The organism is Limnohabitans sp. (assembly GCF_040401135.1).
Classification (GTDB): domain Bacteria; phylum Pseudomonadota; class Gammaproteobacteria; order Burkholderiales; family Burkholderiaceae_C; genus Limnohabitans.
In genome coordinates, this window is the sequence record NZ_JBBAOV010000035.1 from 1 (window position 1) to 23,004 (window position 23,004).

The following is a 23,004-nucleotide window of genomic DNA, read 5'->3' on the forward strand; positions in this document are numbered from 1 at the left end:
AAGGAACGAATCAAGACTTCGCTACTTTTTTGGTCAACAAGCGCTTGTAAACACCTGCTGACACCAAGTTCTGCCCATCGTCACCAGCACCCAGCAAAGAGATCTCACGCACAAAAGTACTGGAGATGAATTGGTATTTGGCACTGGGCGTCAAGAAAACTGTTTCCACCTCTGGCATCAGTTCGCGGTTCATGCCAGCGAGTTGAAACTCGTAATCAAAGTCGGTGACGGTGCGCACGCCGCGCACCATCACAGTGGCTTTGTGGGCACGCACAAAATCACGCGCCAAACCGCTAAAGGGAACTACTTCAACTTGTGGGTGACCCAGCATCGCCTCTCGCGCCATGTCCATGCGCTCGTCTAAAGTAAACAAAGTTTTTTTATGGTGTGCCGTAGCCACCGCCAAGATGACTTTGTCAAACATGGCCGCTGCCCTCAACACAATGTCTTCATGGCCCAAGCTGATGGGGTCAAAGGTGCCGGGATAGATGGCAACAACTTGCTTGGACATGGGCGCTCCTGTGTATTTCAAACTTCAAAAACCAATTATGCAATCCGGCGTAATAAATGCGCATGTACCGCGCCAGCCTTGAGATGACGATGCAGCAACAAGCCCATAGGCTCTAGCTGCGCGTCCGTCCACGCGATGGGCGCTTCAAGGTAGACAAAGCCATCAGCCTTCACGGCCTTGCCAGCAGCTAGCAGCGCTGGCTCGAATAACAAACTATCAAACGGTGGGTCAATGAAAATCAGGTCAACGCTTGATGCGCTGAGTCGCATCAAACACGCCACGCCATCGGTGCGCAGCACCTGCACGTTGAGGGCCTTGAGGCGGGTTACTTGAACGCTGAGTTGCGCGACAAGATCTGCGTCAAGTTCGCACAACTGCACGTGGGTCGCGCCTCGTGAAGCAGCTTCAAAACCCAAAGCGCCTGTGCCTGCAAACGGGTCCACACATCGCCAGCCCAGTAGCGACTGGCCTAACCAGTTGAACAGCGTTTCGCGCACGCGGTCGGGCGTGGGCCGCAAGCCGGACTTCAGGGTGACGGGCAGTTTGGTGCGACGCCATTCGCCGCCAATGATGCGCACCTCGCCAGCACCTTTGTGACGTTTTTCAACAACGGGTTTGGCAGGGGTGGCGAGGTAAGGAGTAGGTGTGCGGGTTTTCATAGAATGGAGTGATTCTAGAAACACCCACACATGTTTAGCTTTTTCAAGAAAAAAAACACTGCCCCGCCTGAGACAGACACAAGCGCCAAACAGGCGACGCCTGACGAGCGCACACGCGCCAGCTGGATGGCCCGCTTAGGCCAAGGTCTGCGCCGAACAGGCCAAAGCATCAGCACCGTGTTCACGGGCACGAAGATCGATGACGCGTTGTATGAAGAACTTGAAGCAGCCCTGCTCATGGCTGATGCAGGCCTTCAAGCCACAGAGTATTTGCTAGCTGACTTAAAGCAACGCGTCAAAGACACCGCCACCACCGATCCCTTGGCCGTCAAGGCCTTGCTGGCTGCGTCTATTGCAGAGCTGCTCAAGCCTTTGGAAAAGCCACTCACAATCGGCGCGCACAAGCCCACCATCATCATGGTGGCAGGGGTAAACGGCGCCGGCAAAACCACCTCAATTGGCAAACTGACTCGCCACCTCAGCGACAGCGGTGCGTCGGTGTTGCTGGCTGCAGCCGATACCTTTCGCGCCGCCGCCCGCGAGCAACTGGCGGTTTGGGCTACGCGCAACACGGTAGAAATCGTCAGCCAAGAAGGTGGCGACCCAGCATCGGTCAGCTTTGATGCCGTCACCGCTGGCCGAGCCCGCGGCAAAGACGTGGTGCTGGTCGACACCGCAGGCCGTCTGCCCACACAGCTGCATTTGATGGAAGAGCTGAAAAAAATCAAACGCGTGGTACAAAAAGCTGACCCCACCGGCCCGCACGAAGTGCTGTTGGTGATTGACGGCAACACCGGCCAAAACGCCCTCTCTCAAGTAAAGGCATTTGATGAAACATTGGGCTTGACAGGTCTTATTGTTACCAAGCTAGACGGCACAGCCAAAGGAGGCGTGCTGGCCGCCATTGCGCTGTGGGGTCAGAGCCGAGCAGCGGCGGGCGGGGCTGCAGTGCCTGTTTATTTCATCGGCGTGGGCGAAGCAGTGGATGACCTTGAAACCTTCAAGGCCCAAGAGTTTGCCGACGCCTTACTGGGCTAAGGCTTCAAAACGCCTTTCAAACTGTCACGCCAGCGTCCACAGCGTTCTTGCGCCTCGACCACAGGGTAACTGTCCATACGGCCTTGCTTGCGTGTGAGTGGCGGCTGCAGGTAGTAACCCAAGCCGCAACGCAGCTGGGTTTCAGATGAATCCGAATTCAACACATGTGCGCACCTCTTGCAGCACTGCACGGCAATTCGCTCCAAGGCCATGGGCGGCATAACGGGCTCCTTTGATACTGTCATTATTTTCAGTATATGTTAAAAAACACAGTACTTAAACGCACAATCTTCCAAGGGTTAACCCACAAATTCACCCAGGATTAGCACTCTTGATGCGGGAGTGCTAATATACGTTTTAGTTATCCGAAAGGACTCATTCAATGACTTCTTTGACCCACCAATCACTCGCCGTCACCAACCCTTGGGCGCTGGTTCCATCGCTAGGCAACTTGGATGCCTACATCACGGCTGCAAACCGTTTGCCTATGCTCACCCCCGAACAAGAGCAAGAGTTTGCACGTCAGCTGAGGAACAACAACGACCTCGAAGCGGCTGGAAAACTCGTGCTTTCTCATTTGCGTTTGGTGGTGTCCATCTCTCGCCAATACTTGGGCTACGGTCTGCCTCACGCCGACCTGATTCAAGAAGGCAACATTGGTTTAATGAAAGCCGTCAAACGCTTCGACCCCGACCAAGGCGTGCGTTTGGTGAGCTACGCCATGCACTGGATCAAGGCCGAGATTCACGAATACATCTTGAAGAACTGGCGCATGGTCAAAGTGGCTACGACCAAGGCACAGCGCAAACTATTTTTCAACCTGCGTTCGATGAAACACGGCTTTAAGTCAGACGCACTTGAAAACACGCACCGCAACACCCTCAACTCGCATGAGGTCAGCGCAGTGGCTACTAAGCTCAAGGTCAAACCAGAAGAAGTGTTGGAGATGGAAATGCGTATGTCTGGTGGCGATGTGCTGCTTGATCCCACGCCCAACGAAGACAGCGACGATGCCTTTGGTCCTATTGCCTATTTGACCGACAACAACCACGAGCCCACCGCCATGATGGCTGCGCACCAGCGAGATGTATTGGCTTCTGACGGCATTGCAGCTGCTCTGAACGTGCTCGACGAGCGCAGCCGCCGCATCGTAGAAGAGCGCTGGCTTAAAGTGCAAGACAACGGGTCTGGTGGCATGACGCTTCATGACTTGGCAGACGAATACGGCGTGAGCGCCGAGCGCATCCGCCAAATCGAAGTGGCTGCGATGAAAAAGATGAAAGCAGCCTTGGCTGACTTCGCTTAAAGCGGCAATGCCTTGACGCTTAAAGCGGCAATACTCTGACGCTTAAAGCGTCAGGGCTTGGTTTGCAACAAAGTCTGTATGTCTTGAGCCAGTGGCTTCGCGCCCATGCCATAGCGGCTATACAAACGCAGCTGTCCACGCGTGTCATACACATAGCTTCCAGCAGAATGGTCCATGCTGTAGCTGGTGGGTGTCTTACCTTCTACCCTTTTGTAATAAATCTTATAGTCCTTAGCCACTGCTGCAAGCTGCGCGGTTGTCGGTGTGAAGGCCATAAAGCTAGGGTCAAAGTTGGTCATGTACGCTTTGAGTAATTCGGTGGTGTCACGCGCAGGATCTACCGTCACAAACACGCCTTGAAGTTTGTCACCGTCACTGGCCAAAAGGCGCTTGATCTCGGCAAGCTCGGCCATTGACGTGGGGCAGACATCAGGACACTGTGTGTATCCAAAGAACACCACGACCACCTTGTCTTTGAAATCGCTCAAACTGCGACTCTGGCCGTTGTGATCGGTCAGGGTAAAGCCCTTCGCATAGTCCGCCCCCGTGATGTCAATGCTATTGAACTTTGGCTTCTCGGGGCTACAAGCACCTAAGGCAATCAGCACTAATGCAGCCCATAAAAAACGTCGTGTCATCTCAATCACCACAGGTAATGGTCAATCAACAGCGCTGCAAACAACAGGCTGAGGTGAATCAAAGAAAAGCGAAAGGTCTTGCGCGCTAACTCATCCGAGTAATTGCGCCACAAGGCCCAAGCGTAGCCACAAAATCCGATGCTCAAAATCACCGCACTCACCAAGTAGAACCAACCACTCATGCGATAAATGAATGGCATCAAGCAAGCGGCAAACAACACAAAGGTATAAAGCAAGATTTGCAAACGCGTGAATTCATTGCCATGCGTCACCGGCAACATGGGCAAGCCAGACTTGCGATAGTCCTCCACGCGGTAAAGCGCCAGAGCCCAAAAGTGAGGGGGCGTCCACAGAAAAATGATGAGAAACAAAATCAAAGACTCTGGGCTGACCTCTCCCGTCATGGCAGCCCAACCCAGCAAAGGCGGCATCGCACCCGATGCGCCGCCAATCACGATGTTTTGTGGCGTGAGCGGCTTCAAGATCACGGTGTAGATCACCGCATAGCCCACGAATGTGGCAAAGGTCAGCCACATGGTGAGCGGGTTCACCCACACATACAAAATGGCAGAGCCAATGGCGCACATCAACGCAGAAAACAACAAAGTTTCGAAGTCGCTTAACTCGCCTTTCGCCGTAGGCCGCCAAGCAGTGCGCTTCATGCGGGAATCAATGCCTTTTTCGACCAAGCAGTTGAAGGCCGCAGCAGCGCCTGAGACAAACCAAATACCCAAGCAAGCCAACAGCCCCAACTCCAACTCGGGCCAAGACGGCACACCGGGCACCGCTAGCACCATGCCGATCAGCGCACAAAATACGATGAGTTGAATCACGCGCGGCTTGGTCAGCGCATTGAACTGGCGCAAGCGTATCAATAGCGGGGAGGCGAGGCTCATAAAGAAGGACTTTTCACAATCAATTCAGCACTGTGCTGTGGGAGGCGCGCGCACCGGTCAAGACCCACACCAACACCACAACCAAGGCTGCAGCACCCCCCGTGTGCATCACCGCTGAGAACAGCGGCCACTCCAACAACACATTCGACAAGCCCGTCAGCAACTGCACAACCAAGCACGCCAACAGCCAATTAGACGCGGTGGTCATCGCACGCACACGACGCAAGGCAAAAGCAAGCCATGCCAAATAAACAAGCAAAACATAAGCTGCCAAGCGGTGCACATAGTGAATAGCCGTGAGCGACTCGAATACCAAGGGCTGACCGTTTGCATCCACACCCAAATGACGCCAGAAGGTGAAGCCTTGTTCAAAGTTCATTAATGGCCACCAACTGTTTTGGCACATCGGAAAGGTATTGCACGCCAACACTGCATAGTTGGTGCTGACCCAGCCGCCCAATAAGACTTGCACCGTCAGCAACAGAAGTCCAAAAAGCGTTGCCGCATACAACACGGGGCGAATCAAAATCGCTTGACTACGCGCGCTGGCCAGACGCTGACGTTGCACCTGCATCGTCAACAGGGCGAGCAGCACCATGCCCCCCATCAAATGCAAAGTGACGATCAGTGGAAACAACTTCATGGTCACCGTCAGCGCACCAAATGCACCTTGCACACACACCCACAACAAGGTGAAGGTGGGCCAGAGCAAGCTCACGCTGTCATCGCCCCGCCAACGTCTTAGGCATGCAAACGCAGCCAGGGTCAAGATCAAGCCCCCCACAGCCATGGCCATGTAGCGGTGAATCATTTCAATCCAAGCCTTGGTGTGTGTCACGGGGCCGTCAGGCATTTGCATTTGCTCCGCTGCAATGGCGGCCTGTGCTCCCAATGGGCTGGCATGGCCATAGCACCCGGGCCAGTCCGGACAACCCAGACCGGAATCGGTGAGCCGTGTGAATGCGCCGAACAATACCAAGTCAAAGGTGATAAACAAAGTCATCAAGGTCAGCACTTGCACACGGCGCGAGGTCGACGCCTGAGGGTTGCGCAGCCAAACCCAGCACAAAGGCACCATGGCCACGAGCGCGCCCATGATGAGCAAGTGCAGCACAGGCGAGAGGTTGTAAAGACTTTCTGTCATGAGTTTCGACTTTATCGACCGGCCTCATCCCACGAGGATGACGCGCGCAGCAAACGCTCCACATCGCGCTTGGTTTTCAAAGCGCCTTCCGTACTCAACTTGGCAGGAAATCGCATCATCCACTGACCACGTGGATCGACCAGATACAAATGGTCTTGCAGCAGCTGCCCCTTTGCGGGCTGCAACCATTGCGCCAGCGCTTCAGCAGGCATGCGGAGCACAGTGGCTTCTTTCAAACCCGGCAAGATGTTAGCGGGCACTGCAGCCGCGTCGTTGACAAGCCACACCCACTCAGTGCGCGGACGCTCTTTACCCAAGCTTGTCAAGATTTGCCGCTGCAGATACAGCTGGTGCTGACATTCAGCTTGGCAATCACCGCCCGCCACACTCACCAACAGCCACTGGCCCTTGAGCTCGGGCAGTTGCACAGCTGCGCCTGACAAGCTCTGTACTTTGACGTCGGGCAAAGCACGCATTGGCTCAATCAACTCACCAAAATTACGGCGACCTTCGGGGCGCACCACGTAATACGTGAAGTACGAAGCCAAAACGGGTGCTGCGCACACCAGCAGCACCATCAACATGCGCAAGCGCCCATTACCTACGCGCTTGGCATCGGCCTGCACCGCATCTATGGGGGAAGGCAGGTCATACACCGTCATGCCAAGCGGCTGGTCAGTTTGAGGTCGGGAAGCGTCTTGCATGTCGATAGGGTTGAATAAATTGGAACCAAATGTAGAGCATCAACTGCAGCGCAGCGAGTGCAAACCATTGAAATGCATAGGCAAGATTTTTTTCAACGCCCGCCGTGATGACCGGCCAGTCGCGTAGCAAACCTTCAGAAGCCGCATCTGTTTGCAACACCGTGGCTGCAAACGAGCCACCCACTTGCACAGCAAAAGCATCAAGATCTAGATTTTGCCGAATATGGTTTACCTTTGAATCCGTGTTGTCAAAAGTTGAGGTGGTGGTGAGAGACAACAAGGGCGAAGGTGGCGGGGTAACACGCCCTTGCACCTGCACCACACCTGTAGGCGTTTGAATTTCGGGCAGCAGGGTGCGCTCTACTTGATGACGAGGCACCCAACCGCGCTGCACCAACACAAGCGTGTGGGCATTGAGTTGTAGCGGCGTGATCACCCAAAAACCCGCACGTCCATTCATGGGTCGGTTGTCAAGGTACACCGTGTGCTGGGGCAACCATTGGCCTTCCAATTTCACGCGTTGGTGCATCAGGCCAAAGTTTGAGGGGTCAGCCAACAAATCGGCCGTGCTCAGCACACCAACCTCCATTTGCGACACGATGGCTGCTTGGCGTTCTTCTTTTTGCGCGGCACGTGACAACTGCCAAAAACCCAAACGCACCGTCAACACCACACCTATCACCATGGCCAATGTCACCCATGCAAATGCACGGGTGCGTGGGAGGGAGATAATCATGCGCATGAAATACATTGTTGCACTTGCCTTTTTAGCTATTCTCGCCAGCTTAGGTTCCGCCTTGGTCTTCATGATGCGCAATGGCCGCGCGGGTGAAACAAAATCGGGGCACATGGTCAAAGCCTTAGGGCTTCGCGTTGGCGTATCGATTGTCTTGTTTATTTGTGTTTTGATTGGCTGGCACTTGGGCTACATCCAACCTACTGGCATTCAATCAGGCCAATAACCCCAGTTCACCAAAGACAAAGGCCGCACATGCGGCCTTTGATGTCTATACGTGCGGATTAAAGCCAGTACACCATGATGTACAACCCCAACCACACTACGTCCACAAAGTGCCAGTACCAAGCTGCACCTTCAAAGCCAAAGTGCTTATCTGAGGTGAAGTGCCCTTTTTGCAAGCGTAATGTAATGACCAACAACATCAACATGCCCAAGAACACATGGAAACCATGGAAACCGGTGAGCATATAAAAGGTTGAACCATACACACCCGAGGTCAGCTTGAGGTTCAAGTCGCTGTAAGCATGCGCGTACTCGTAACCTTGAACAAACAAAAACACCACGCCCAACAGCACAGTGAGCCACATGAACTTGATCGTGGTGTCACGCTTGTTTTCAATCAAAGCATGATGCGCAATAGTCAAGGTCACGCCCGACGTCAATAACAAAGCTGTGTTGATGGTGGGCAACCAAAACGGTGTCATGACTTGGAAGGGTTCAATAATGCCACCCGGCGATGCCGTCATGCCTGCCGCCATCGATGGCCATACAGCCTTGAAATCAGGCCACAAAAGAGCGTGTTCGAGGTTGCCAAGCATGGGGACTGAGTGCGAACGCGCCCACCACAAAGCCGAGAAGAAGGCACCAAAGAACATAACTTCAGAAAAAATAAACCAGCTCATGCTCCAGCGGAATGACAGGTCAATCTTGTGCCCGTAAAGACCACTTTCGCTTTCGGCAATCGCGTCACCAAACCACTGGTACAACACAACCAACCAAAATGCCAATCCAAAGAACAAGCTGTACATGCCCCACTCGACACCGTTGACCCACTGGCCAGCGCCAAGGATCACAAAAAACAAACCCAATGCAGCCAACGCCGGGTGGCGCGACGCATGAGGCACGTAGTAGTAAGGCGTTGTGCCTTGTGCGGTGCTACTCATATCCATTCCTTCACTATTTAGTAACGACCAGGTTGACGAAAACGATCAAACTGATGACAAACAAAAAAACTGCAACCAAGCCCACCCCCAGCACATGCAAAGGAGTGATCTTGTCTATGTCCTCTTGGAACTCGCTACTTTTACGAATTCCCAAAAATGACCATGCCACCGCTTTGACAGAACGCATAAGCGACGCCTTGGTACTCATACGCCCTTCCCTGCTTTACGCGGCAGATCCAATGCAGCGGTAGGCGCTGCAGGTGTTTTGGAGCCCACTTCAAAGAAGGTGTAGGACAAAGTGATGGTGGTCACATCTTTGGCTAACTTGGGGTCAATCACAAAAACCACAGGCCACTGCTTCTTTTCGCCAGGCGCAAGGGTGTATTGGTTGAAACAAAAACACTCCATCTTATTGAAATGCGCCGCCGCTTGTCGTGGCGCATAGCTAGGAATAGCTTGGGCCGACATGACACGGTCTTGTACGTTTTCAAATTCGTACATCACCGTCATCATCTCGCCCGGATGCACCTGCAAGGAGTTTTGTGCGGGTTTGAACTTCCAAGGGCCACGCGCATTGGCATCAAACTCGACCGTGATGGTGCGTGTTGTGTCGATTTGCGTGTTTTTGGGTTTCGAACGGGCGTTGCCAGAACCCGGAATTTCGCGCTCACCCAGCGCCAAGATGTTGATGCCTGTGAACTCACAAATTGCTTTGTACATGGGCACCAAGGCATAACCAAAAGCAAACATCCCTGCCGTGACGACCAGCAGCTTTTTAAACATCAACAAATTGTTGCGCGTTGTGGCCATGATCTCAGCGATTCAACATCACGACTTTGGCAAAAAAACCAAGAAAGAACACCACTGCCACAGAGGCCAAGATCAGGCCCATGCGGAGGTTCTTTTTGCGCTGCTCTGGCGTGCTCATCGTTAACCAATCACGCGGGTTGCAGTGGCATCCAACTTGGGTGGGTTCTCAAAGGTATGGAACGGTGCGGGCGATGGCACTTCCCACTCCAAACCTTCAGCAGCTTCCCAAGGCTTGGCAGCAGCTTTTTCGCCTTGGCCACGCATCGCTGGCAGCACCACGAAGAAGAAGAAGTACACCTGAGCAAAACCAAAGAAGAAAGCGCCCACCGAAGCCAAGGCGTTGAAATCGGCAAACTGCATGGGGTAGTCGGCGTAGCGACGCGGCATACCAGCCAATCCCAAAAAGTGCATTGGGAAGAAGGTGACGTTGAAAGAGATGAGAGTCCACCAGAAGTGAATTTGGCCGCGTCTTTCGTTGTACATCACACCGGTCCACTTCGGGCACCAGTAGTAAAAACCTGCAAACATGGCAAACAACGAACCCGCCACCAATACATAGTGGAAATGAGCGACCACGTAATAGGTGTCTTGCACTTGGGTATCAATCGGCGCCATTGACAAGATCAAACCCGTAAAACCACCCATTGTGAACACAAAGATAAAGCCAACAGCAAACAACATGGGGGTCTCAAATGTCATTGAGCCTTTCCACATGGTTGCAATCCAGTTAAACACTTTCACACCTGTTGGCACAGAGATCAACATCGTGGCGTACATGAAGAACAACTGACCGGTCACAGGCATGCCCGTGGCATACATGTGATGAGCCCACACAATGAACGACAAAATCGCGATCGATGAAGTGGCATACACCATGGAGGCATAACCAAACAGTTTCTTACGCGCAAACGCTGGCACGATGTGGCTGATGATGCCGAAAGCCGGCAAGATCATGATGTACACCTCGGGGTGGCCGAAGAACCAGAAAATGTGCTGGTACATCACTGGATCACCGCCACCCGCGGGGTTGAAGAAAGTGGTACCAAAGTGGCGGTCTGTCAAAGTCATGGTGATCGCGCCAGCCAACACAGGCATCACGGCAATCAGCAAGTATGCGGTGATCAACCAAGTCCAAACGAACATGGGCATCTTCATCAATGTCATGCCTGGCGCGCGCATGTTGAGCACGGTGACCACGATGTTGATTGATCCCATGATGGACGATGCGCCCAAAATGTGCAGCGCAAAAATACCAGCATCCATCGACGGGCCCATTTGCAGGCTCAGCGGTGCATAAAGCGTCCAGCCTGCAGCGGGTGCGCCGCCAGGCATAAAGAACGAGCCCGCCAACATGGCAGCCGCTGGAATCATCAGCCAGAAGCTGAAGTTGTTCATGCGGGCAAAAGCCATGTCAGAAGCGCCAATTTGCAACGGGATCATCCAGTTTGCGAAGCCCACAAAGGCCGGCATGATGGCGCCAAACACCATGATCAGGCCGTGCATGGTGGTGAGCTGGTTGAACAACTCAGGGTTGACCAACTGCAAACCAGGCTGAAAAAGCTCGGCGCGAATCAACAGCGCCAAGACGCCGCCAATGATCAACATGGTGAAGGCAAACAGTAGATACAAAGTACCGATGTCTTTGTGGTTGGTGGCATAAACCCAACGGCGCCAGCCAATAGGCGCACCGTGGTGGTCATCGTGATCGTGGCTGTGGGAATCGAGGACTGCGCTCATGATGTGTTCCTTCTAAACGCTAGTTTTAACGGGCGGCTCTGACTTCGGCAGGCTGAACCAGCTGGCCAGTCTTGTTAGACCAATTGTTTTTTGTGTAAGTAATGACTGCTGCAAGCTCAGTATCACTGAGTTGCTTCCAAGCAGGCATGGCACCATTGGCTTGCCCCTTCAAAAGCACCATGATTTGCTTGCTATGGTCTGAATTCAACACCACGGCGGCACCATCGAGTGCCTTGATAGAGCCAGCGCCCTTGCCAGTAGATTGGTGGCAAGCAGCACAGTTGGCTGCATAGACTTTCTCACCACGCTGGGTCAAATCAGCCAAATTCCAAACCTTGGATGGATCGTCTTGCATGGCGGCCATTTTCTTTTGTTCGCCGTCCACCCATGCGCTGTAGTCAACTGCGCTCAGCACTTTGACATGAATAGGCATGTAAGCGTGCTCTTTACCGCACAGCTCTTGGCACTGGCCGTAGTAATCGCCCACAGATTCAGCGCGGAACCAGGTGTCGCGTACAAAGCCAGGAATTGCGTCTTGCTTCACACCCAATGAGGGCACTGCAAATGCGTGAATCACGTCGTTGGCCGTGGTGATAATGCGCACCTTCTGGTTGACAGGAACCACCAAGGGGTTGTCCACTTTCAACAAGTAGTTGTCGATGTCGACGCCTTTAGCGCCGTTGTTCGACATTACGCGATGTTCGTTGTCTAGAGTAGATATGAAAGCAATACCCTCGCCCTGACCCTTGATGTAGTCATAGCCCCACTTCCACTGGTAACCCGTGGCTTTGATGGTGAGGTCGGCGTTGGACGTGTCTTTTTGAGCCACCACCGCTTTGGTGGCTGGAAGTGCCATCAAAATCACGATGATGAACGGAATCACCGTCCAAGCAATTTCAACATTGACCGATTCATGAAAACTGGCCGACTTGTGTCCTACCGATTTACGGTGCTTCCAAATGGAATAGAACATCACACCGAACACCGCCACAAAAATGACCGTGCAGATAATGAGCATGAACCAATGCAACCAACCTTGCTCAACGGCAATTTTGCTTGCACCAGGTTGCAGGTTCAGCTGTCGAACACCTGGACCACCTGGTAAATCGTTCACTGCCCAAGCCGCCGTACTCGCCCACGTGGCAAGGAACAACATACCTGAAGTCAACTTTTGGAAAAGATTGTTCTTCTTCAATTTGATCGCCTTAATATTTCATCTTTAGGACTACAAATCCGCCAAACACTGATCTAACTAAAAGTGTTTTTTGTGTGATTTGCGCTACAAGCTTTGAAAGAAAATCATACAGATCAGGGACTAAGGGATTGCCCCAGTAGGGTTTTCATGTCTTGTAAAGAGACTGTACTATGGTTTTTAACCTTTAGCCTTGGCAAGGGCTTTAAGGCGTGACCATAAATCACCTCCACCGTCAGGGTCAGCCGACCATCTTGGTCCGTCTTAGCCAACGCCAGCAAAGCGGTTTTCAACCGTGCGAACCATTGCCTGCTCCGCAATCCATGAAAGCGATCAGCATGCAAATTGCGACCCATCATGCGGCACTCACCCAATAAGGCGTCGGCATCGGCGTAGGTCAAAGTCATGCGCTCCATGTCCATCACAGGCTCGGCGAATCCCGCTTCGACTAGCATGTCACCCCAGTCGTGCATGTCTGTAAACGCATGAGTGGCGGGCGACCAACCTTCATTTTGGTACACCTGCGACAGCTCGCGCAAAGTGTCGGGACCGAGACATGAAAACATCAAGAACCCATCCACAGCCAAAGATCTGTGCCACTTTTGCAACAAAGCCTGGGGATCGTCGCTGGTGTGTAGCGCCATATTGGCCCAAACCATATCGGCACTGCCTGCCAACGATTCGCCAAAAGTCAAAGTATCTGGTTTGAGCCATCGTTTCCACCAAGACGCTTGTAAGGCTTGACGCGCCAAAAGTTCTCGTGCATCCGAGGTCTCTACCACGCAGCAATGCGCCTGCGCGTAACGTGCACGGAGCTTGGCATGGGTTTGCAAGCCACCACTCACTGGGGCCCAATCCACCCAAGACTTGGGCTGCAAGCGTATCCACTGCAAGCGGTCTTCCATGCGCCGCCCAATTTCCTCGTGCAACCAAGGCGACTGAACATGCGGCCAAACTGCCCAACGGCTGCAAGCCACAGGGTCTAAGGTGGGAGGACGCTCCGCGCGTGAAGATGATGACATGGCCGCCATTATCGATACCGCGGCTTTCGCAAACATTGCGCTGCGCTTCAACCCAAATTAGCGCAATGTCTTTCCAATGCTTGGATGTTGCGTTGGCCCAGTCTTTGTTACATCTGCCGCCGCTGGCCCAGCCAGCCCTTGTGCACACCCTGCGTGGAGCGCTTTGCCCAGCCCACCCTGCGCTGCCCCACTTGCGCCCTCACACTTGGTAATACCCACCACAACCTGCACCTTCCACTGACCGCACGTTGCAAGAATTGCGCTGAGCATCCCAGTCCGCTAGACGCCTGCGTCGCCGCAGTGAGCTACACCTTTCCGTGGGCCGACTGCATTGCCAACTTCAAGTTTCAAGCCGACCCTAGTTTGGCCCGCACCTTGGCGCACCTCATGCGCCATGCGCCGTGGATTGAGCCCGCCCTAGACGCAGCCAGCCTTGTCGTTCCCATGCCGCTGACACCCGCACGCCTTCGCGAACGCGGCTTTAACCAAGCCCTAGAACTGGCCCGCCACTTGGCCCCAAACAAAACCCACGCCCATACCCTTCTGCGCCGTGGCGACAGTGCACACCAAGTGGGTGCCTCACGCCAAGAGCGGCTCAACCATGTGCGTGATGCATTTTGGGTTGCGACAGAGCGACTATCTGCTGTGCGTGGTCAACACGTGGTGCTAGTAGACGATGTCATGACCACAGGCGCCTCTTTGTACGAAGCGGCTCGAGCCTTGCGTGCCGCAGGCGCAGCGCATATTACTGGGGTTATATTGGCACGGACTGAGGCGCGTGATGCAAGACAATAAGCGCATGTTTAACATCGTTCTTGTCCACCCAGAAATTCCGCCCAACACGGGCAACATCATCCGCTTGGCGGCCAACACCGGTTGCACCTTGCATTTGGTAGAGCCTTTGGGCTTCTCGATGGACGACAAACACATGCGCCGTGCGGGTTTGGACTACCACGAGTACGCCCCCGTGCTGCGCCACACTGACTGGGCCACGTTTTTAAACGACGCCAAGCCTGACCCCGCCCGACTATTTGCCTTGACCACCAAAGGCTCGAGCACTGCGCACGACACTGCCTTTCAGCCGGGAGATTGGTTTGTGTTTGGATCGGAAACCAGCGGCTTACCTGTGGACATCCGCGAAAGCCTTCCACTCGCACAGCGCTTGCGCCTGCCCATGCGAGCCGACCAGCGCAGCTTGAACTTGTCCAACTCAGTGGCTGTCATCACCTACGAGGCTTGGCGGCAAAACGGTTTTGCTGGAAAAGCCTAAATGCTGATTGATTCAAGTCAAGGCTTATAGCGTTCAGCATACGACCATATAGCCTCAGGTTTTAAGCCCTCGCCTACACTTGAGGGCTTGATTTATATAGTTCTATTTCTCTTATGAGCGCTTTCCTTGACGAAGAAGTTTTGTCTGTCCACCACTGGACAGACCGCCTATTTAGCTTCACCACCACACGCGACCCCTCGCTGCGTTTCTCCAACGGCCACTTCACCATGATTGGCTTACGCGGCGAAAACGGCAAACCACTTTTGCGCGCCTACAGCATCGTCAGCGCCAATTACGAAGAACACCTCGAGTTTTTGAGCATCAAGGTGCAAGACGGCCCCCTCACCTCGAAGCTGCAACACATCCAAGTGGGCGACAAAATCGTCGTCGGCAAAAAGCCCACCGGCACGTTGTTGATCGACTATTTGTTGCCTGCCAAAAACTTGTACCTCATAGGCACGGGCACGGGCTTGGCCCCGTTCCTCAGCATCGTGCGTGACCCTGATACGTACGAACGTTTTGAAAAAGTCATCTTGGTGCACGGCGTGCGTGAAGTCAAAGAACTGGCCTACCACGACTACTTGACTGAAGAGCTTCCCAAACACGAGTTCTTAGGAGAGATGGTCAGCGCCCAAATGCTGTATTACCCCACGGTCACCCGCGAGCCCTACAAAAACCAAGGCCGCGTGACCGACTTGCTCACATCCAACAAGCTGACCCAAGATTTGGGCTTACCCAGCCTCGACCCAGCGAATGACCGCATCATGATTTGCGGCAGCCCCGCACTGAACAAAGACATGCGCGCCTTGCTGGAAGCGCGCGGTTTTAAAGAAGGCTCCACCACCACACCTGGCGACTTTGTGGTGGAACGCGCCTTCGTCGAGCAGTAACTCACCAAGCCCGAGTTAGGCCTGAATCGCCAAGCCTACCAAGGCCTCCAAGTTGGCATGAGACAAGCCTTCCACCACATCAATCAACTGCAAGCCTTGGGCGGTCACTTCTAGCGTGGCCAAGTCGGTGTAGATGCGGCTCACGCAGGCCAATCCTGTGAGCGGGTAGTTGCATTCACGCACCACTTTGCTGCGGCCTTGCTTGGTCATCAAATCCATCATGACCCAGGTTTGTTTGGCGCCGATGGCCAAATCCATCGCGCCGCCTACGGCTGGAATGGCATCGGCTTCGCCCGTGTGCCAGTTGGCCAAATCACCGCGCTCACTCACTTGGAATGCGCCCAACACGCAGATGTCTAAGTGGCCGCCACGCATCATGGCAAAGCTGTCGTTGTGGTGAAAGTAAGCGCCTCCGGGCAGCAACGTGACAGGCTGCTTGCCCGCATTGATCAAGTCAAAATCTTCATGCGCTTTGTCAGGGGCAGGGCCCATCCCCAAAATGCCGTTCTCGCTGTGCAAAATAATTTCCAGCCCCTGCGGCAAATGGTTGGCCACCAAGGTAGGCATGCCAATGCCAAGGTTGACATAAGCGCCATCCGGCATATCTTGCGCCACACGTGCGGCAATTTGGTCTTTGGTGCGAGGTGTGTAGGTCATCATCAAGCCGCTTTCTTAAAACCTGCACCTTGGGTTGCTTGCCTCGGCACTTGCACCACGTGACTCACATAAATTCCGGGCGTCACCACGCTCTCTGGATCCAACGCGCCAAGCGCCACCACCTCATGCACCGAAGCCACTGTGCGCTTGGCAGCTGCCGCCATGACGGGCCCAAAATTACGTGCCGATTTGCGGTAGGTCAGGTTGCCCCAACGGTCACCCTTTTCGGCTTTGATCAAAGCCATATCGGCATGAATGGGGAACTCCAACACATACATGCGACCGTTGATCTCGCGGGTCTCTTTAGCTGAACCATCAGCGTGCTTGGCCAACTCTGTGCCATAACCCGTGGGCGTGAAAAACGCGCCAATTCCCGCCCCTGCTGCCCGAATACGCTCTGACAAATTACCTTGAGGCACGAGCTCTAGCTCCACCTTGCCAGATCGGTACAAGGCATCAAACACATGGCTGTCGGCTTGGCGAGGAAAGCTGCAAATGATTTTTCGCACCCGCCCAGTTTTCAGCAAAGCTGCCAAGCCCGTATCGCCATTGCCTGCGTTGTTGTTCACCACCGTGAGGCCCGATACGCTTTGGTCAGAAATAACTTGCACCAGGCCTTCCAACAACTCGCTGGGAATGCCTGCTGTGCCAAAGCCGCCCACCATCACGGTCATGTCATCGGTCAACCCTTGCAGCGCTTGCGAAATGGAATCGGTCACTTTATTGATCATGGCACCCTCGATGTCTCAGCCGTAAAGTTCGAACTGTAACGCTGAGACACAATCACCCCTATGTTTGAACCCAGCCAAGCCGACGTTCGGCGCTTCTTCTGTTCGGTCTATGCCAAGTGGCTCAATGCCCAACCCATGGACGCCCTCGAAACACTCGCCAGCCAGTGGGTGGCCGAGCACCCCGAATACCACGCCGACTTTTCCAATGTCGACGCTGCGCTTGAGCGCATGTACGAAGTCAAAGACGGCAAGATCAACCCCTTTTTGCATTTGTCCATGCACCTGTCGGTGAGCGAGCAATGCTCAATCGACCAGCCTCGCGGCATTCGTCAAGCGGTGGAACTGCTTACCGCCAGGCGAGACTCGCTGCACGACGCGCACCACGAAACCATGGACGCGCTCGGCCAAATGATTTGGGAAAGCCAACGCAGCGGCCGCCCGCCCGATGGTCACGCTTACATCGACACGGTGCAACGCCGAGCCACTCAAGACTGAAAGCAAAGGCGCATTAAGATCTCCCAAAACATCAACAGGAGACAAACCATGCGCCACCTTCAACCCAAGTCAAACTTGCGCCGCACCTTGTGTGCAGGCTTTGTCCTCGCAGCCGTTAACGCTCTAGGACTAACAGCGGCTCACGCGCAAAGCTACCCCAGCAAACCCATCAAGTTTGTGATTCCTTTTAGCGCTGGCAGCGCCACCGACAACGTGGGCCGCATCATTGCGCAAGCCATGGGCGACGCGATGGGACAAACTATCACGGTGGAAAACAAGGCAGGTGCCAATGGCATCTTGGGTGCAGAGGCCGTCAAGGCAGCTCCCGCAGACGGCTACACCTTCTTGGTCACCACCAGCACCACACAAGCGGCCAACGTGCACCTGTACCGCAAGCTGCCCTACGACCCGGTGAAAGACTTCACGCCTATTGGCAAGATTGGCGAGACGGGCTTTATCTTGATGGTCAACACCGACTTTCCTGCTAAAGATATGAAAGAGTTTGTGGCCTACGCCAAGGCCAACCCCGGCAAGCTCGCCTTTGGCCACGGCTCATCGGGCTCGCTGGTGTCTGCCGCCATGCTCGGTGAATTAGCAGGTTTGCAAACCATCAATGTGCCCTACAAAAGCATTCCCCCTGCCTTGACTGATTTGCTAGGTGGACAAATTCAATTTGCCTTTGCCGACACGGGCAACGCGGTGTCGCAAATGAACGGCGGCCGCATGCGCGGCCTCGGCGTCACCACCAAAAAGCGTGCTGGTAAAGCGCCCAATGTACCGTCCATTGGCGACACCGTGAAAGACTACAACGTCAGCGCGTGGTTTGGCCTGATGGCCCCCGCGGGCATTCCTGCTGATGTGCAAAAGAAAGCCACAGCCACCTTGTTGGCCGTGCTGGCCAAGCCTGAAGTGCGCGAAAAAATTCAAGGCGTGGGCATTGACCTGGACGTAGAAGACTCCGCCACCCTTGCCAAAACCATCGATGCTGAAATTAAAAAATGGGGCGGTTGGGTCAAGACCGCGGGCATCACTCCTGAATAAAGAATGAACACCGCTGACAGCGCCCAAATCGCATCACCATTGCAAGGCGCACTTGCAGGCTTGCGCGTGATTGATTTAACTGGCGTGGTGCTGGGCCCCTACGCCACGCAGATTTTGGGCGACTACGGCGCAGACGTCATCAAGATCGAGCCGCCCAGCGGCGACATCATGCGCCACGCGGGTCCTATGAAGCACCCCGGCATGGGCCACATCTTCATCAATGCCAACCGCAACAAACGCTCGGTCGTGCTGGATTTAAAGCAGCCCGAACAACGCGAGCAACTGCTGGCCTTATGCAAAACTGCCGATGTGCTGACCTATAACATCCGCCCCGCCTCCATGGCGCGGCTGGGTTTGTCGTACGACACCCTGCACGCCATCAACCCTCGCTTGGTCGTGTGCGGCGCATATGGTTACAGCGAAGGTGGGCCTTACTCTGACTGGCCTGCTTATGACGACCTGATTCAAGGCGCAACGGGCATTCCTTGGCTGATGACGCAAAGCGGCAGCACCGAGCCCCGCTATGTGCCCGCCACCTTTGCCGACCGCGTGACGGGGCTCAACATGGTGCACGCCGTGCTGGCAGCCGTCATCGCCCGCTACCGCACGGGCCTTGGCCAACATGTGGAAGTGCCCATGTTTGAATGCCTGTTGCAGTTTGTTTTGGGCGAGCACCTCAGTGGTGAAACATGGCAACCCCCCATCGGCCCCATGGGCTACACGCGCATGCTGGCCGTTAACCGCAAACCCTATCAAACGCTAGACGGTCATCTGTGCGCGCTCATGTATGTAGATGCCCATTGGCAAGCGTTTTTAAAACTGGTGGGCGAGCCCGATTTGTTTCAAACTGATGCACGCTTTGTCAGCCATGCCGAACGTCTCAAGCACATCGATGCGCTGTATGGCTTTGTAGGTCAACACATGCGCACACGCACCAGTGCTGAGTGGATGAAAGACTTCACCGCGCACGACATTCCCGTCATGCCCATGATGAAACTTGACGACTTGTTGACCGACCCACACCTAGCAGCTACCCAAGGCTGGCTGGATGTGCCGCATCCGTTTGAAGGCCAACTGCGTCAACTGCGCCCGCCCGTGCGCATGAGCGGCACACCCACGGGTGTGTGGCGGCCAGCGCCGCGTTTGGGTGAGCACACACAAGAAGTATTACGTGAGATCTAAAGCGAGCCTTGCCCATTTTCAGACACAAAAAAAGCCCGTTCAGAAACGGGCTTTTTTAAAATAAAACAAGCTTTAGCGGAACTTGCTTTGCGGGACGATCTTTAAATCTCCCTGTTGGGCAGCCATGTAGTTAGCCAGTTCTTTCAGTTCGGCTTGGCTGTATTGTTTGGCAATGCCGCCCATCACACCGTTGTTGCGGCCCCAAGTGGCGTTGCCTTCAACCTTGTAAGACTTCAAAGCCACAAACAAGTAGTCGGCATGTTGGCCTGCAATTTTTGGATAGCTGGGGTCGATAGGTTTGGCAAAATTTTCGCCATGGCACGAAGCGCAAGCGCCTTTGGCCAACAAGGGGGCTACCTTGGCATTGGGCTCAGTGGCTTTGGTTGGTAACACAGCACCTTCTACTTTGCCGTGGTTGGCGTAATAAGCAGAAATGTCGGCCATGTCTTGATCGGTCAAGCTAGTGGCAATACCGCGCATGGTGGGGTGTTTGCGCTCGCCTTTTTTGTAGGCGTTCAACACGGTGGTGATGTACTTTTCGCTTTGGCCTGAAATTTTGGGGACTTTGTAAACTTCTGGAAAACTGGCTTGGTAGCCGGCAATGCCGTGACAACCAATGCACATGGCAATTTTGGTGGCGCCTGCGTTAGCATCGCCTTTGACGTCTTGCGCATAAGTCAGCGAAGAGACAGCAGATACAGTGAGAGCAAACACGATCGAGACAAACTTTTTCATTGAGAAACCACAATCCCTAGAGGTTGATATTGGTCAAATAATAAACGGAAAATACATGAAATTTAAAGGCACAGACAACTACGTTGCAACCCAAGATTTAATGTTGGCAGTCAACGCCGCCATTGCACTGAAACGCCCCTTGTTGGTCAAGGGTGAGCCGGGTACAGGCAAGACGATGTTAGCAGAAGAGGTGGCTCAGGGCCTCGGTTTACCCTTGTTGCAGTGGCACATTAAATCGACGACCAAGGCGCAGCAAGGCTTGTACGAGTACGACGCGGTCAGTCGTTTGCGAGACAGCCAAATGGCCGATGCCCAAAGTAGCGAACGGGTGCAAGACATCAACAACTACATCCTAAAAGGGGTGTTGTGGCAAGCTTTTACAGCCGATGAGCCCGTGGCTTTGCTAATTGATGAGATTGACAAGGCCGACATCGAGTTTCCAAACGACTTGCTACGCGAGCTCGACCGCATGGAGTTTTATTGCTACGAGACACGCCAGCTGATCAAGGCAAAAAACCGCCCATTGGTGTTCATCACGTCAAATAATGAGAAAGAGCTACCCGACGCGTTTTTGCGCCGTTGCTTCTTCCACTACATCAAGTTTCCTGATACCGACACCATGCGCCACATCGTGCAGGTGCACTTCCCCAACATCAAGCAAGACTTGCTGAGCGTGGCGATGAAAACCTTTTTTGATATTCGCAACTTACCCGGCTTGAAGAAAAAACCCTCCACTAGCGAGCTGATTGACTGGCTCAAACTTTTGGTGGCAGAAGACATCCCGCTTGAAGCGCTGCAAACGGCAGACGACAAAGTAGCTATTCCGCCACTAGTCGGCGCTCTGCTGAAGAACGAGCAAGACACCACGCTGTTTGAAAAACTGGTGTTTATGCAAAGCCGTAACCGCTGATCAATCAAAAAAGAAAGACACACACATGTTTGCATCTCTCATAGAAGGCCTGACCGACGCCATCGGCTTTATGGTGGGCGCACTGCTGGGCTTCGGCTTGGGCGTGACGTTTGGCTTGGACTTGTTTGCACCCGGCTACGGCACGAACAGCATCATTGCTATTTTGATGGTGGGCATTGGCGGCGGCATGGGCTTGCAAGCGGCCCGCTACTTTAAGACGCCCAAGGCCGACGCAGAATAAGACTTCGCCATGCTGATCGACTTCTTCTACACCCTGCGTGCGGCCAAGCTGCCTGTGTCGGTGAAGGAGTACCTCACCCTACTAGAAGCGTTGCAAGCCCAAGTGGTGGGCCCAGGTAGCGATGCATGCAGCATGGACGACTTTTATTTTCTAAGTCGCCTGATCCTCGTCAAAGACGAAAAGCATTACGACAAATTTGACCGCGCATTTGGCGCTTATTTCAAAGGCGTTGAACTGCTGACCGATTTCATCCAAGACGTGCCGCTCGATTGGCTAGAAAAAATTCTGCAAAAAGAACTCAGCCCTGAGCAAAAAGCCGCCATCGAAAAAATGGGCTGGGACGAGTTGATGGAGACTTTGAAGAAACGTCTAGAAGAACAAAAGGAGCGCCACGAAGGTGGCAACAAATGGATTGGCACAGGCGGCACATCGCCCTTTGGTAATGGCGGCTACAACCCACAAGGCATTCGCATCGGCGGCAAGGGTGGCAACAAAAGCGCTGTAAAAGTATGGGACCAGCGCAGCTACCGCGACTACGACGACACCCAAGAGCTGGGCACCCGCAACATCAAAGTGGCCCTGCGTCGCCTGCGCCGTTTTGCACGCGAGGGTTCAGCCGAAGAGCTTGACCTGGAAGGCACCATTCACAAGACGGCAGCCAACGCAGGCTTTTTGGACATCTTGATGCGCCCCGAACGACACAACAATGTGAAGGTGTTGTTGCTAATGGACGTGGGCGGCACGATGGACGACCACATCGCCCGCGTGGAAGAACTATTCAGCGCAGCCAAGGCCGAGTTCAAACACTTGGAGTTTTATTACTTCCACAACTGCGTGTACGACTTCATGTGGCGCAACAACAAACGCCGCTACGCCGAGAAGTTTGAAACCTGGGACATCATTCGCAAATACAACAAAGACTACAAGCTCATCTTTATTGGCGACGCCACCATGAGCCCCTATGAAATTGTTCAGCCCGGCGGCAGCGTGGAATACAACAACGAAGAAGCCGGTGCTGAGTGGTTACAGCGATTGCTACACGCGTTTCCCAAATACGCATGGATCAACCCCGAGCCGCAAGGCGTGTGGCAATACCGACAAAGCATTGACATGATTCAACAAATCGTAAGCAACCGCATGTACCCGCTAACGCTCAAAGGCTTGGAAGAAGCTATGCGGATGCTAAGTAAGTAGCCACGTAAAATACCCGTTGGCTGCCACCGTAGTTCAATGGATAGAACTCTCCCCTCCTAAGGGAGTGATACAGGTTCGATTCCTGTCGGGGGCACCACT

30 protein-coding genes and 1 tRNA gene are annotated in these 23,004 nt (G+C 54.0%); 13 read left to right on the forward strand and 18 right to left on the reverse strand.

All coding sequences use genetic code 11. The features are described 5' to 3' along the window. Window positions 1–10: 10 nt before the first annotated feature. Together coaD and rsmD are read right to left on the reverse strand one after the other, a co-directional pair. A complete protein-coding gene (coaD, locus tag ABWP81_RS09605) occupies window positions 11–511 on the reverse strand; it encodes a pantetheine-phosphate adenylyltransferase (RefSeq protein ID WP_353134964.1) in 501 nt (166 codons plus the stop codon). Between the two features lie 35 nt (window positions 512–546). Then, the gene (gene rsmD, locus ABWP81_RS09610) at window positions 547–1,170 is read right to left on the reverse strand and encodes a 16S rRNA (guanine(966)-N(2))-methyltransferase RsmD (protein WP_353134961.1); all 624 of its coding nucleotides are present in this window, start codon (window positions 1,168–1,170) and stop codon (window positions 547–549) included. 30 nt (window positions 1,171–1,200) lie between these two features. Between rsmD and ftsY the strand changes: the two genes are divergently transcribed. Then, window positions 1,201–2,208 carry a signal recognition particle-docking protein FtsY gene (gene ftsY, locus ABWP81_RS09615; RefSeq protein WP_353141369.1) on the forward strand — a complete coding sequence of 336 codons (1,008 nt, stop codon included), beginning with the start codon at window positions 1,201–1,203 and terminating at the stop codon, window positions 2,206–2,208. On the opposite strand, the gene ABWP81_RS09620 is transcribed toward ftsY, so the two are convergent. Then, entirely contained in the window at window positions 2,205–2,453 is a 249-nt protein-coding gene (locus ABWP81_RS09620; RefSeq protein ID WP_353141371.1) for a hypothetical protein, read from the reverse strand. The two genes, ftsY and ABWP81_RS09620, sit on opposite strands and share 4 nt — an antisense overlap. 137 nt (window positions 2,454–2,590) lie before the next feature. Between ABWP81_RS09620 and rpoH the strand changes: the two genes are divergently transcribed. Next, window positions 2,591–3,514 carry an RNA polymerase sigma factor RpoH gene (rpoH, locus tag ABWP81_RS09625; protein ID WP_353134952.1) on the forward strand — a complete coding sequence of 308 codons (924 nt, stop codon included), beginning with the start codon at window positions 2,591–2,593 and terminating at the stop codon, window positions 3,512–3,514. A 50-nt stretch (window positions 3,515–3,564) separates the two neighbouring features. Here the strand turns inward: rpoH and ABWP81_RS09630 are convergent, their stop codons facing one another. The 5 genes from ABWP81_RS09630 to ABWP81_RS09650 are packed head-to-tail and all read right to left on the reverse strand — an operon-like array spanning window position 3,565 to window position 7,638. Next, window positions 3,565–4,152: an SCO family protein gene (locus ABWP81_RS09630; RefSeq protein ID WP_353141373.1), complete on the reverse strand. Its 588-nt coding sequence runs from the start codon at window positions 4,150–4,152 to the stop codon at window positions 3,565–3,567. Window positions 4,153–4,157: 5 nt separating this feature from the next. Beyond that, on the reverse strand, window positions 4,158–5,048 hold the full coding sequence (cyoE, locus tag ABWP81_RS09635; protein ID WP_353141375.1) for a heme o synthase: 891 nt from the start codon (window positions 5,046–5,048) through the stop codon (window positions 4,158–4,160). 19 nt (window positions 5,049–5,067) lie between these two features. Continuing rightward, a complete protein-coding gene (locus ABWP81_RS09640; protein WP_353141377.1) occupies window positions 5,068–6,192 on the reverse strand; it encodes a COX15/CtaA family protein in 1,125 nt (374 codons plus the stop codon). A gap of 11 nt (window positions 6,193–6,203) precedes the next feature. Then, on the reverse strand, window positions 6,204–6,896 hold the full coding sequence (locus ABWP81_RS09645) for a redox-active disulfide-containing membrane protein (protein WP_353141379.1): 693 nt from the start codon (window positions 6,894–6,896) through the stop codon (window positions 6,204–6,206). Continuing rightward, on the reverse strand, window positions 6,868–7,638 hold the full coding sequence (locus ABWP81_RS09650) for an SURF1 family protein (protein WP_353141381.1): 771 nt from the start codon (window positions 7,636–7,638) through the stop codon (window positions 6,868–6,870). The genes ABWP81_RS09645 and ABWP81_RS09650 overlap by 29 nt, the downstream gene beginning before the upstream one ends. Between ABWP81_RS09650 and ABWP81_RS09655 the strand changes: the two genes are divergently transcribed. After that, a complete protein-coding gene (locus ABWP81_RS09655; RefSeq protein WP_353135012.1) occupies window positions 7,637–7,858 on the forward strand; it encodes a twin transmembrane helix small protein in 222 nt (73 codons plus the stop codon). The two genes, ABWP81_RS09650 and ABWP81_RS09655, sit on opposite strands and share 2 nt — an antisense overlap. Window positions 7,859–7,916: 58 nt before the next feature. Here the strand turns inward: ABWP81_RS09655 and ABWP81_RS09660 are convergent, their stop codons facing one another. From ABWP81_RS09660 to ABWP81_RS09690, 7 genes are all read right to left on the reverse strand, one after another. Beyond that, window positions 7,917–8,798: a cytochrome c oxidase subunit 3 gene (locus ABWP81_RS09660; protein WP_353141383.1), complete on the reverse strand. Its 882-nt coding sequence runs from the start codon at window positions 8,796–8,798 to the stop codon at window positions 7,917–7,919. Between the two features lie 13 nt (window positions 8,799–8,811). Beyond that, window positions 8,812–8,985, reverse strand: a complete 174-nt coding sequence (locus tag ABWP81_RS09665) for a DUF2970 domain-containing protein (protein WP_353141385.1) — start codon at window positions 8,983–8,985, stop codon at window positions 8,812–8,814. 17 nt (window positions 8,986–9,002) lie between these two features. After that, the gene (locus tag ABWP81_RS09670; RefSeq protein WP_353134932.1) at window positions 9,003–9,608 is read right to left on the reverse strand and encodes a cytochrome c oxidase assembly protein; all 606 of its coding nucleotides are present in this window, start codon (window positions 9,606–9,608) and stop codon (window positions 9,003–9,005) included. 4 nt (window positions 9,609–9,612) lie between these two features. Next, complete coding sequence (locus tag ABWP81_RS09675) at window positions 9,613–9,726, reverse strand: cytochrome oxidase small assembly protein (protein WP_353134930.1); 114 nt, start codon at window positions 9,724–9,726, stop codon at window positions 9,613–9,615. Window positions 9,727–9,728: 2 nt separating this feature from the next. Beyond that, window positions 9,729–11,345, reverse strand: coding sequence for a cytochrome c oxidase subunit I (gene ctaD, locus ABWP81_RS09680; protein WP_353141387.1), 1,617 nt, complete (start codon window positions 11,343–11,345; stop codon window positions 9,729–9,731). A gap of 25 nt (window positions 11,346–11,370) precedes the next feature. Further along, a complete protein-coding gene (gene coxB / locus ABWP81_RS09685) occupies window positions 11,371–12,501 on the reverse strand; it encodes a cytochrome c oxidase subunit II (protein ID WP_353133991.1) in 1,131 nt (376 codons plus the stop codon). A gap of 152 nt (window positions 12,502–12,653) precedes the next feature. After that, the gene (locus ABWP81_RS09690) at window positions 12,654–13,559 is read right to left on the reverse strand and encodes a methyltransferase domain-containing protein (RefSeq protein ID WP_353141389.1); all 906 of its coding nucleotides are present in this window, start codon (window positions 13,557–13,559) and stop codon (window positions 12,654–12,656) included. Window positions 13,560–13,643: 84 nt separating this feature from the next. Here ABWP81_RS09690 and ABWP81_RS09695 point away from each other — a divergent pair, with 84 nt between their 5' ends. The 3 genes from ABWP81_RS09695 to ABWP81_RS09705 all read left to right on the forward strand — a co-directional run bounded on the left by ABWP81_RS09695 (window position 13,644) and on the right by ABWP81_RS09705 (window position 15,719). Then, window positions 13,644–14,354 carry a ComF family protein gene (locus ABWP81_RS09695; protein ID WP_353141391.1) on the forward strand — a complete coding sequence of 237 codons (711 nt, stop codon included), beginning with the start codon at window positions 13,644–13,646 and terminating at the stop codon, window positions 14,352–14,354. A 4-nt stretch (window positions 14,355–14,358) separates the two neighbouring features. Beyond that, window positions 14,359–14,829, forward strand: a complete 471-nt coding sequence (gene trmL, locus ABWP81_RS09700; RefSeq protein WP_353141393.1) for a tRNA (uridine(34)/cytosine(34)/5-carboxymethylaminomethyluridine(34)-2'-O)-methyltransferase TrmL — start codon at window positions 14,359–14,361, stop codon at window positions 14,827–14,829. A 113-nt stretch (window positions 14,830–14,942) separates the two neighbouring features. After that, a complete protein-coding gene (locus ABWP81_RS09705; RefSeq protein ID WP_353141395.1) occupies window positions 14,943–15,719 on the forward strand; it encodes a ferredoxin--NADP reductase in 777 nt (258 codons plus the stop codon). A 15-nt stretch (window positions 15,720–15,734) separates the two neighbouring features. On the opposite strand, the gene ABWP81_RS09710 is transcribed toward ABWP81_RS09705, so the two are convergent. Continuing rightward, complete coding sequence (locus ABWP81_RS09710; protein ID WP_353141403.1) at window positions 15,735–16,376, reverse strand: 3-oxoacid CoA-transferase subunit B; 642 nt, start codon at window positions 16,374–16,376, stop codon at window positions 15,735–15,737. A 2-nt stretch (window positions 16,377–16,378) separates the two neighbouring features. Next, window positions 16,379–17,107 carry a 3-oxoacid CoA-transferase subunit A gene (locus tag ABWP81_RS09715; protein ID WP_353134006.1) on the reverse strand — a complete coding sequence of 243 codons (729 nt, stop codon included), beginning with the start codon at window positions 17,105–17,107 and terminating at the stop codon, window positions 16,379–16,381. A 60-nt stretch (window positions 17,108–17,167) separates the two neighbouring features. Here ABWP81_RS09715 and ABWP81_RS09720 point away from each other — a divergent pair, with 60 nt between their 5' ends. The 3 genes from ABWP81_RS09720 to ABWP81_RS09730 are packed head-to-tail and all read left to right on the forward strand — an operon-like array spanning window position 17,168 to window position 19,825. Beyond that, on the forward strand, window positions 17,168–17,602 hold the full coding sequence (locus ABWP81_RS09720; RefSeq protein WP_353134009.1) for a DUF1841 family protein: 435 nt from the start codon (window positions 17,168–17,170) through the stop codon (window positions 17,600–17,602). 48 nt (window positions 17,603–17,650) lie between these two features. After that, on the forward strand, window positions 17,651–18,643 hold the full coding sequence (locus ABWP81_RS09725) for a Bug family tripartite tricarboxylate transporter substrate binding protein (protein WP_353134012.1): 993 nt from the start codon (window positions 17,651–17,653) through the stop codon (window positions 18,641–18,643). A 3-nt stretch (window positions 18,644–18,646) separates the two neighbouring features. Continuing rightward, window positions 18,647–19,825: a CaiB/BaiF CoA transferase family protein gene (locus ABWP81_RS09730; protein ID WP_353141397.1), complete on the forward strand. Its 1,179-nt coding sequence runs from the start codon at window positions 18,647–18,649 to the stop codon at window positions 19,823–19,825. 72 nt (window positions 19,826–19,897) lie between these two features. On the opposite strand, the gene ABWP81_RS09735 is transcribed toward ABWP81_RS09730, so the two are convergent. Next, window positions 19,898–20,560: a c-type cytochrome gene (locus ABWP81_RS09735; protein WP_353134018.1), complete on the reverse strand. Its 663-nt coding sequence runs from the start codon at window positions 20,558–20,560 to the stop codon at window positions 19,898–19,900. 55 nt (window positions 20,561–20,615) lie between these two features. Between ABWP81_RS09735 and ABWP81_RS09740 the strand changes: the two genes are divergently transcribed. The 4 genes from ABWP81_RS09740 to ABWP81_RS09755 all read left to right on the forward strand — a co-directional run bounded on the left by ABWP81_RS09740 (window position 20,616) and on the right by ABWP81_RS09755 (window position 23,002). Beyond that, window positions 20,616–21,470 (forward strand): AAA family ATPase, encoded by an 855-nt coding sequence (locus tag ABWP81_RS09740; protein WP_353141399.1) that lies wholly within the window; start codon window positions 20,616–20,618, stop codon window positions 21,468–21,470. Window positions 21,471–21,495: 25 nt separating this feature from the next. After that, on the forward strand, window positions 21,496–21,711 hold the full coding sequence (locus ABWP81_RS09745) for a hypothetical protein (protein ID WP_353134024.1): 216 nt from the start codon (window positions 21,496–21,498) through the stop codon (window positions 21,709–21,711). 9 nt (window positions 21,712–21,720) lie between these two features. Continuing rightward, a complete protein-coding gene (locus ABWP81_RS09750; protein ID WP_353141401.1) occupies window positions 21,721–22,905 on the forward strand; it encodes a vWA domain-containing protein in 1,185 nt (394 codons plus the stop codon). A 22-nt stretch (window positions 22,906–22,927) separates the two neighbouring features. Beyond that, a tRNA-Arg gene (locus ABWP81_RS09755) sits at window positions 22,928–23,002 on the forward strand. Window positions 23,003–23,004 lie beyond the last annotated feature (2 nt).

Bases quoted from the DNA above. Each gene is read 5' to 3' on its own strand.
- ABWP81_RS09735 (WP_353134018.1), bottom strand. From the start codon at position 20,560: ATGAAAAAGTTTGTCTCGATCGTGTTTGCTCTCACTGTATCTGCTGTC.
- rsmD (WP_353134961.1), bottom strand. From the start codon at position 1,170: ATGAAAACCCGCACACCTACTCCTTACCTCGCCACCCCTGCCAAACCC.
- ABWP81_RS09695 (WP_353141391.1), top strand. From the start codon at position 13,644: ATGTTGCGTTGGCCCAGTCTTTGTTACATCTGCCGCCGCTGGCCCAGC.
- coaD (WP_353134964.1), bottom strand. From the start codon at position 511: ATGTCCAAGCAAGTTGTTGCCATCTATCCCGGCACCTTTGACCCCATC.
- ABWP81_RS09660 (WP_353141383.1), bottom strand. From the start codon at position 8,798: ATGAGTAGCACCGCACAAGGCACAACGCCTTACTACTACGTGCCTCAT.
- ABWP81_RS09675 (WP_353134930.1), bottom strand. From the start codon at position 9,726: ATGAGCACGCCAGAGCAGCGCAAAAAGAACCTCCGCATGGGCCTGATC.
- ctaD (WP_353141387.1), bottom strand. From the start codon at position 11,345: ATGAGCGCAGTCCTCGATTCCCACAGCCACGATCACGATGACCACCAC.
- ftsY (WP_353141369.1), top strand. From the start codon at position 1,201: ATGTTTAGCTTTTTCAAGAAAAAAAACACTGCCCCGCCTGAGACAGAC.
- ABWP81_RS09670 (WP_353134932.1), bottom strand. From the start codon at position 9,608: ATGGCCACAACGCGCAACAATTTGTTGATGTTTAAAAAGCTGCTGGTC.
- ABWP81_RS09740 (WP_353141399.1), top strand. From the start codon at position 20,616: ATGAAATTTAAAGGCACAGACAACTACGTTGCAACCCAAGATTTAATG.
- rpoH (WP_353134952.1), top strand. From the start codon at position 2,591: ATGACTTCTTTGACCCACCAATCACTCGCCGTCACCAACCCTTGGGCG.
- ABWP81_RS09630 (WP_353141373.1), bottom strand. From the start codon at position 4,152: ATGACACGACGTTTTTTATGGGCTGCATTAGTGCTGATTGCCTTAGGT.
- ABWP81_RS09730 (WP_353141397.1), top strand. From the start codon at position 18,647: ATGAACACCGCTGACAGCGCCCAAATCGCATCACCATTGCAAGGCGCA.
- ABWP81_RS09750 (WP_353141401.1), top strand. From the start codon at position 21,721: ATGCTGATCGACTTCTTCTACACCCTGCGTGCGGCCAAGCTGCCTGTG.
- ABWP81_RS09720 (WP_353134009.1), top strand. From the start codon at position 17,168: ATGTTTGAACCCAGCCAAGCCGACGTTCGGCGCTTCTTCTGTTCGGTC.
- ABWP81_RS09705 (WP_353141395.1), top strand. From the start codon at position 14,943: ATGAGCGCTTTCCTTGACGAAGAAGTTTTGTCTGTCCACCACTGGACA.
- ABWP81_RS09620 (WP_353141371.1), bottom strand. From the start codon at position 2,453: ATGACAGTATCAAAGGAGCCCGTTATGCCGCCCATGGCCTTGGAGCGA.
- cyoE (WP_353141375.1), bottom strand. From the start codon at position 5,048: ATGAGCCTCGCCTCCCCGCTATTGATACGCTTGCGCCAGTTCAATGCG.
- ABWP81_RS09655 (WP_353135012.1), top strand. From the start codon at position 7,637: ATGAAATACATTGTTGCACTTGCCTTTTTAGCTATTCTCGCCAGCTTA.
- ABWP81_RS09710 (WP_353141403.1), bottom strand. From the start codon at position 16,376: ATGACCTACACACCTCGCACCAAAGACCAAATTGCCGCACGTGTGGCG.
- ABWP81_RS09645 (WP_353141379.1), bottom strand. From the start codon at position 6,896: ATGCAAGACGCTTCCCGACCTCAAACTGACCAGCCGCTTGGCATGACG.
- ABWP81_RS09640 (WP_353141377.1), bottom strand. From the start codon at position 6,192: ATGACAGAAAGTCTTTACAACCTCTCGCCTGTGCTGCACTTGCTCATC.
- ABWP81_RS09725 (WP_353134012.1), top strand. From the start codon at position 17,651: ATGCGCCACCTTCAACCCAAGTCAAACTTGCGCCGCACCTTGTGTGCA.
- ABWP81_RS09690 (WP_353141389.1), bottom strand. From the start codon at position 13,559: ATGTCATCATCTTCACGCGCGGAGCGTCCTCCCACCTTAGACCCTGTG.
- coxB (WP_353133991.1), bottom strand. From the start codon at position 12,501: ATGTTGTTCCTTGCCACGTGGGCGAGTACGGCGGCTTGGGCAGTGAAC.
- ABWP81_RS09715 (WP_353134006.1), bottom strand. From the start codon at position 17,107: ATGATCAATAAAGTGACCGATTCCATTTCGCAAGCGCTGCAAGGGTTG.
- ABWP81_RS09745 (WP_353134024.1), top strand. From the start codon at position 21,496: ATGTTTGCATCTCTCATAGAAGGCCTGACCGACGCCATCGGCTTTATG.
- ABWP81_RS09665 (WP_353141385.1), bottom strand. From the start codon at position 8,985: ATGCGTTCTGTCAAAGCGGTGGCATGGTCATTTTTGGGAATTCGTAAA.
- ABWP81_RS09650 (WP_353141381.1), bottom strand. From the start codon at position 7,638: ATGCGCATGATTATCTCCCTCCCACGCACCCGTGCATTTGCATGGGTG.
- trmL (WP_353141393.1), top strand. From the start codon at position 14,359: ATGTTTAACATCGTTCTTGTCCACCCAGAAATTCCGCCCAACACGGGC.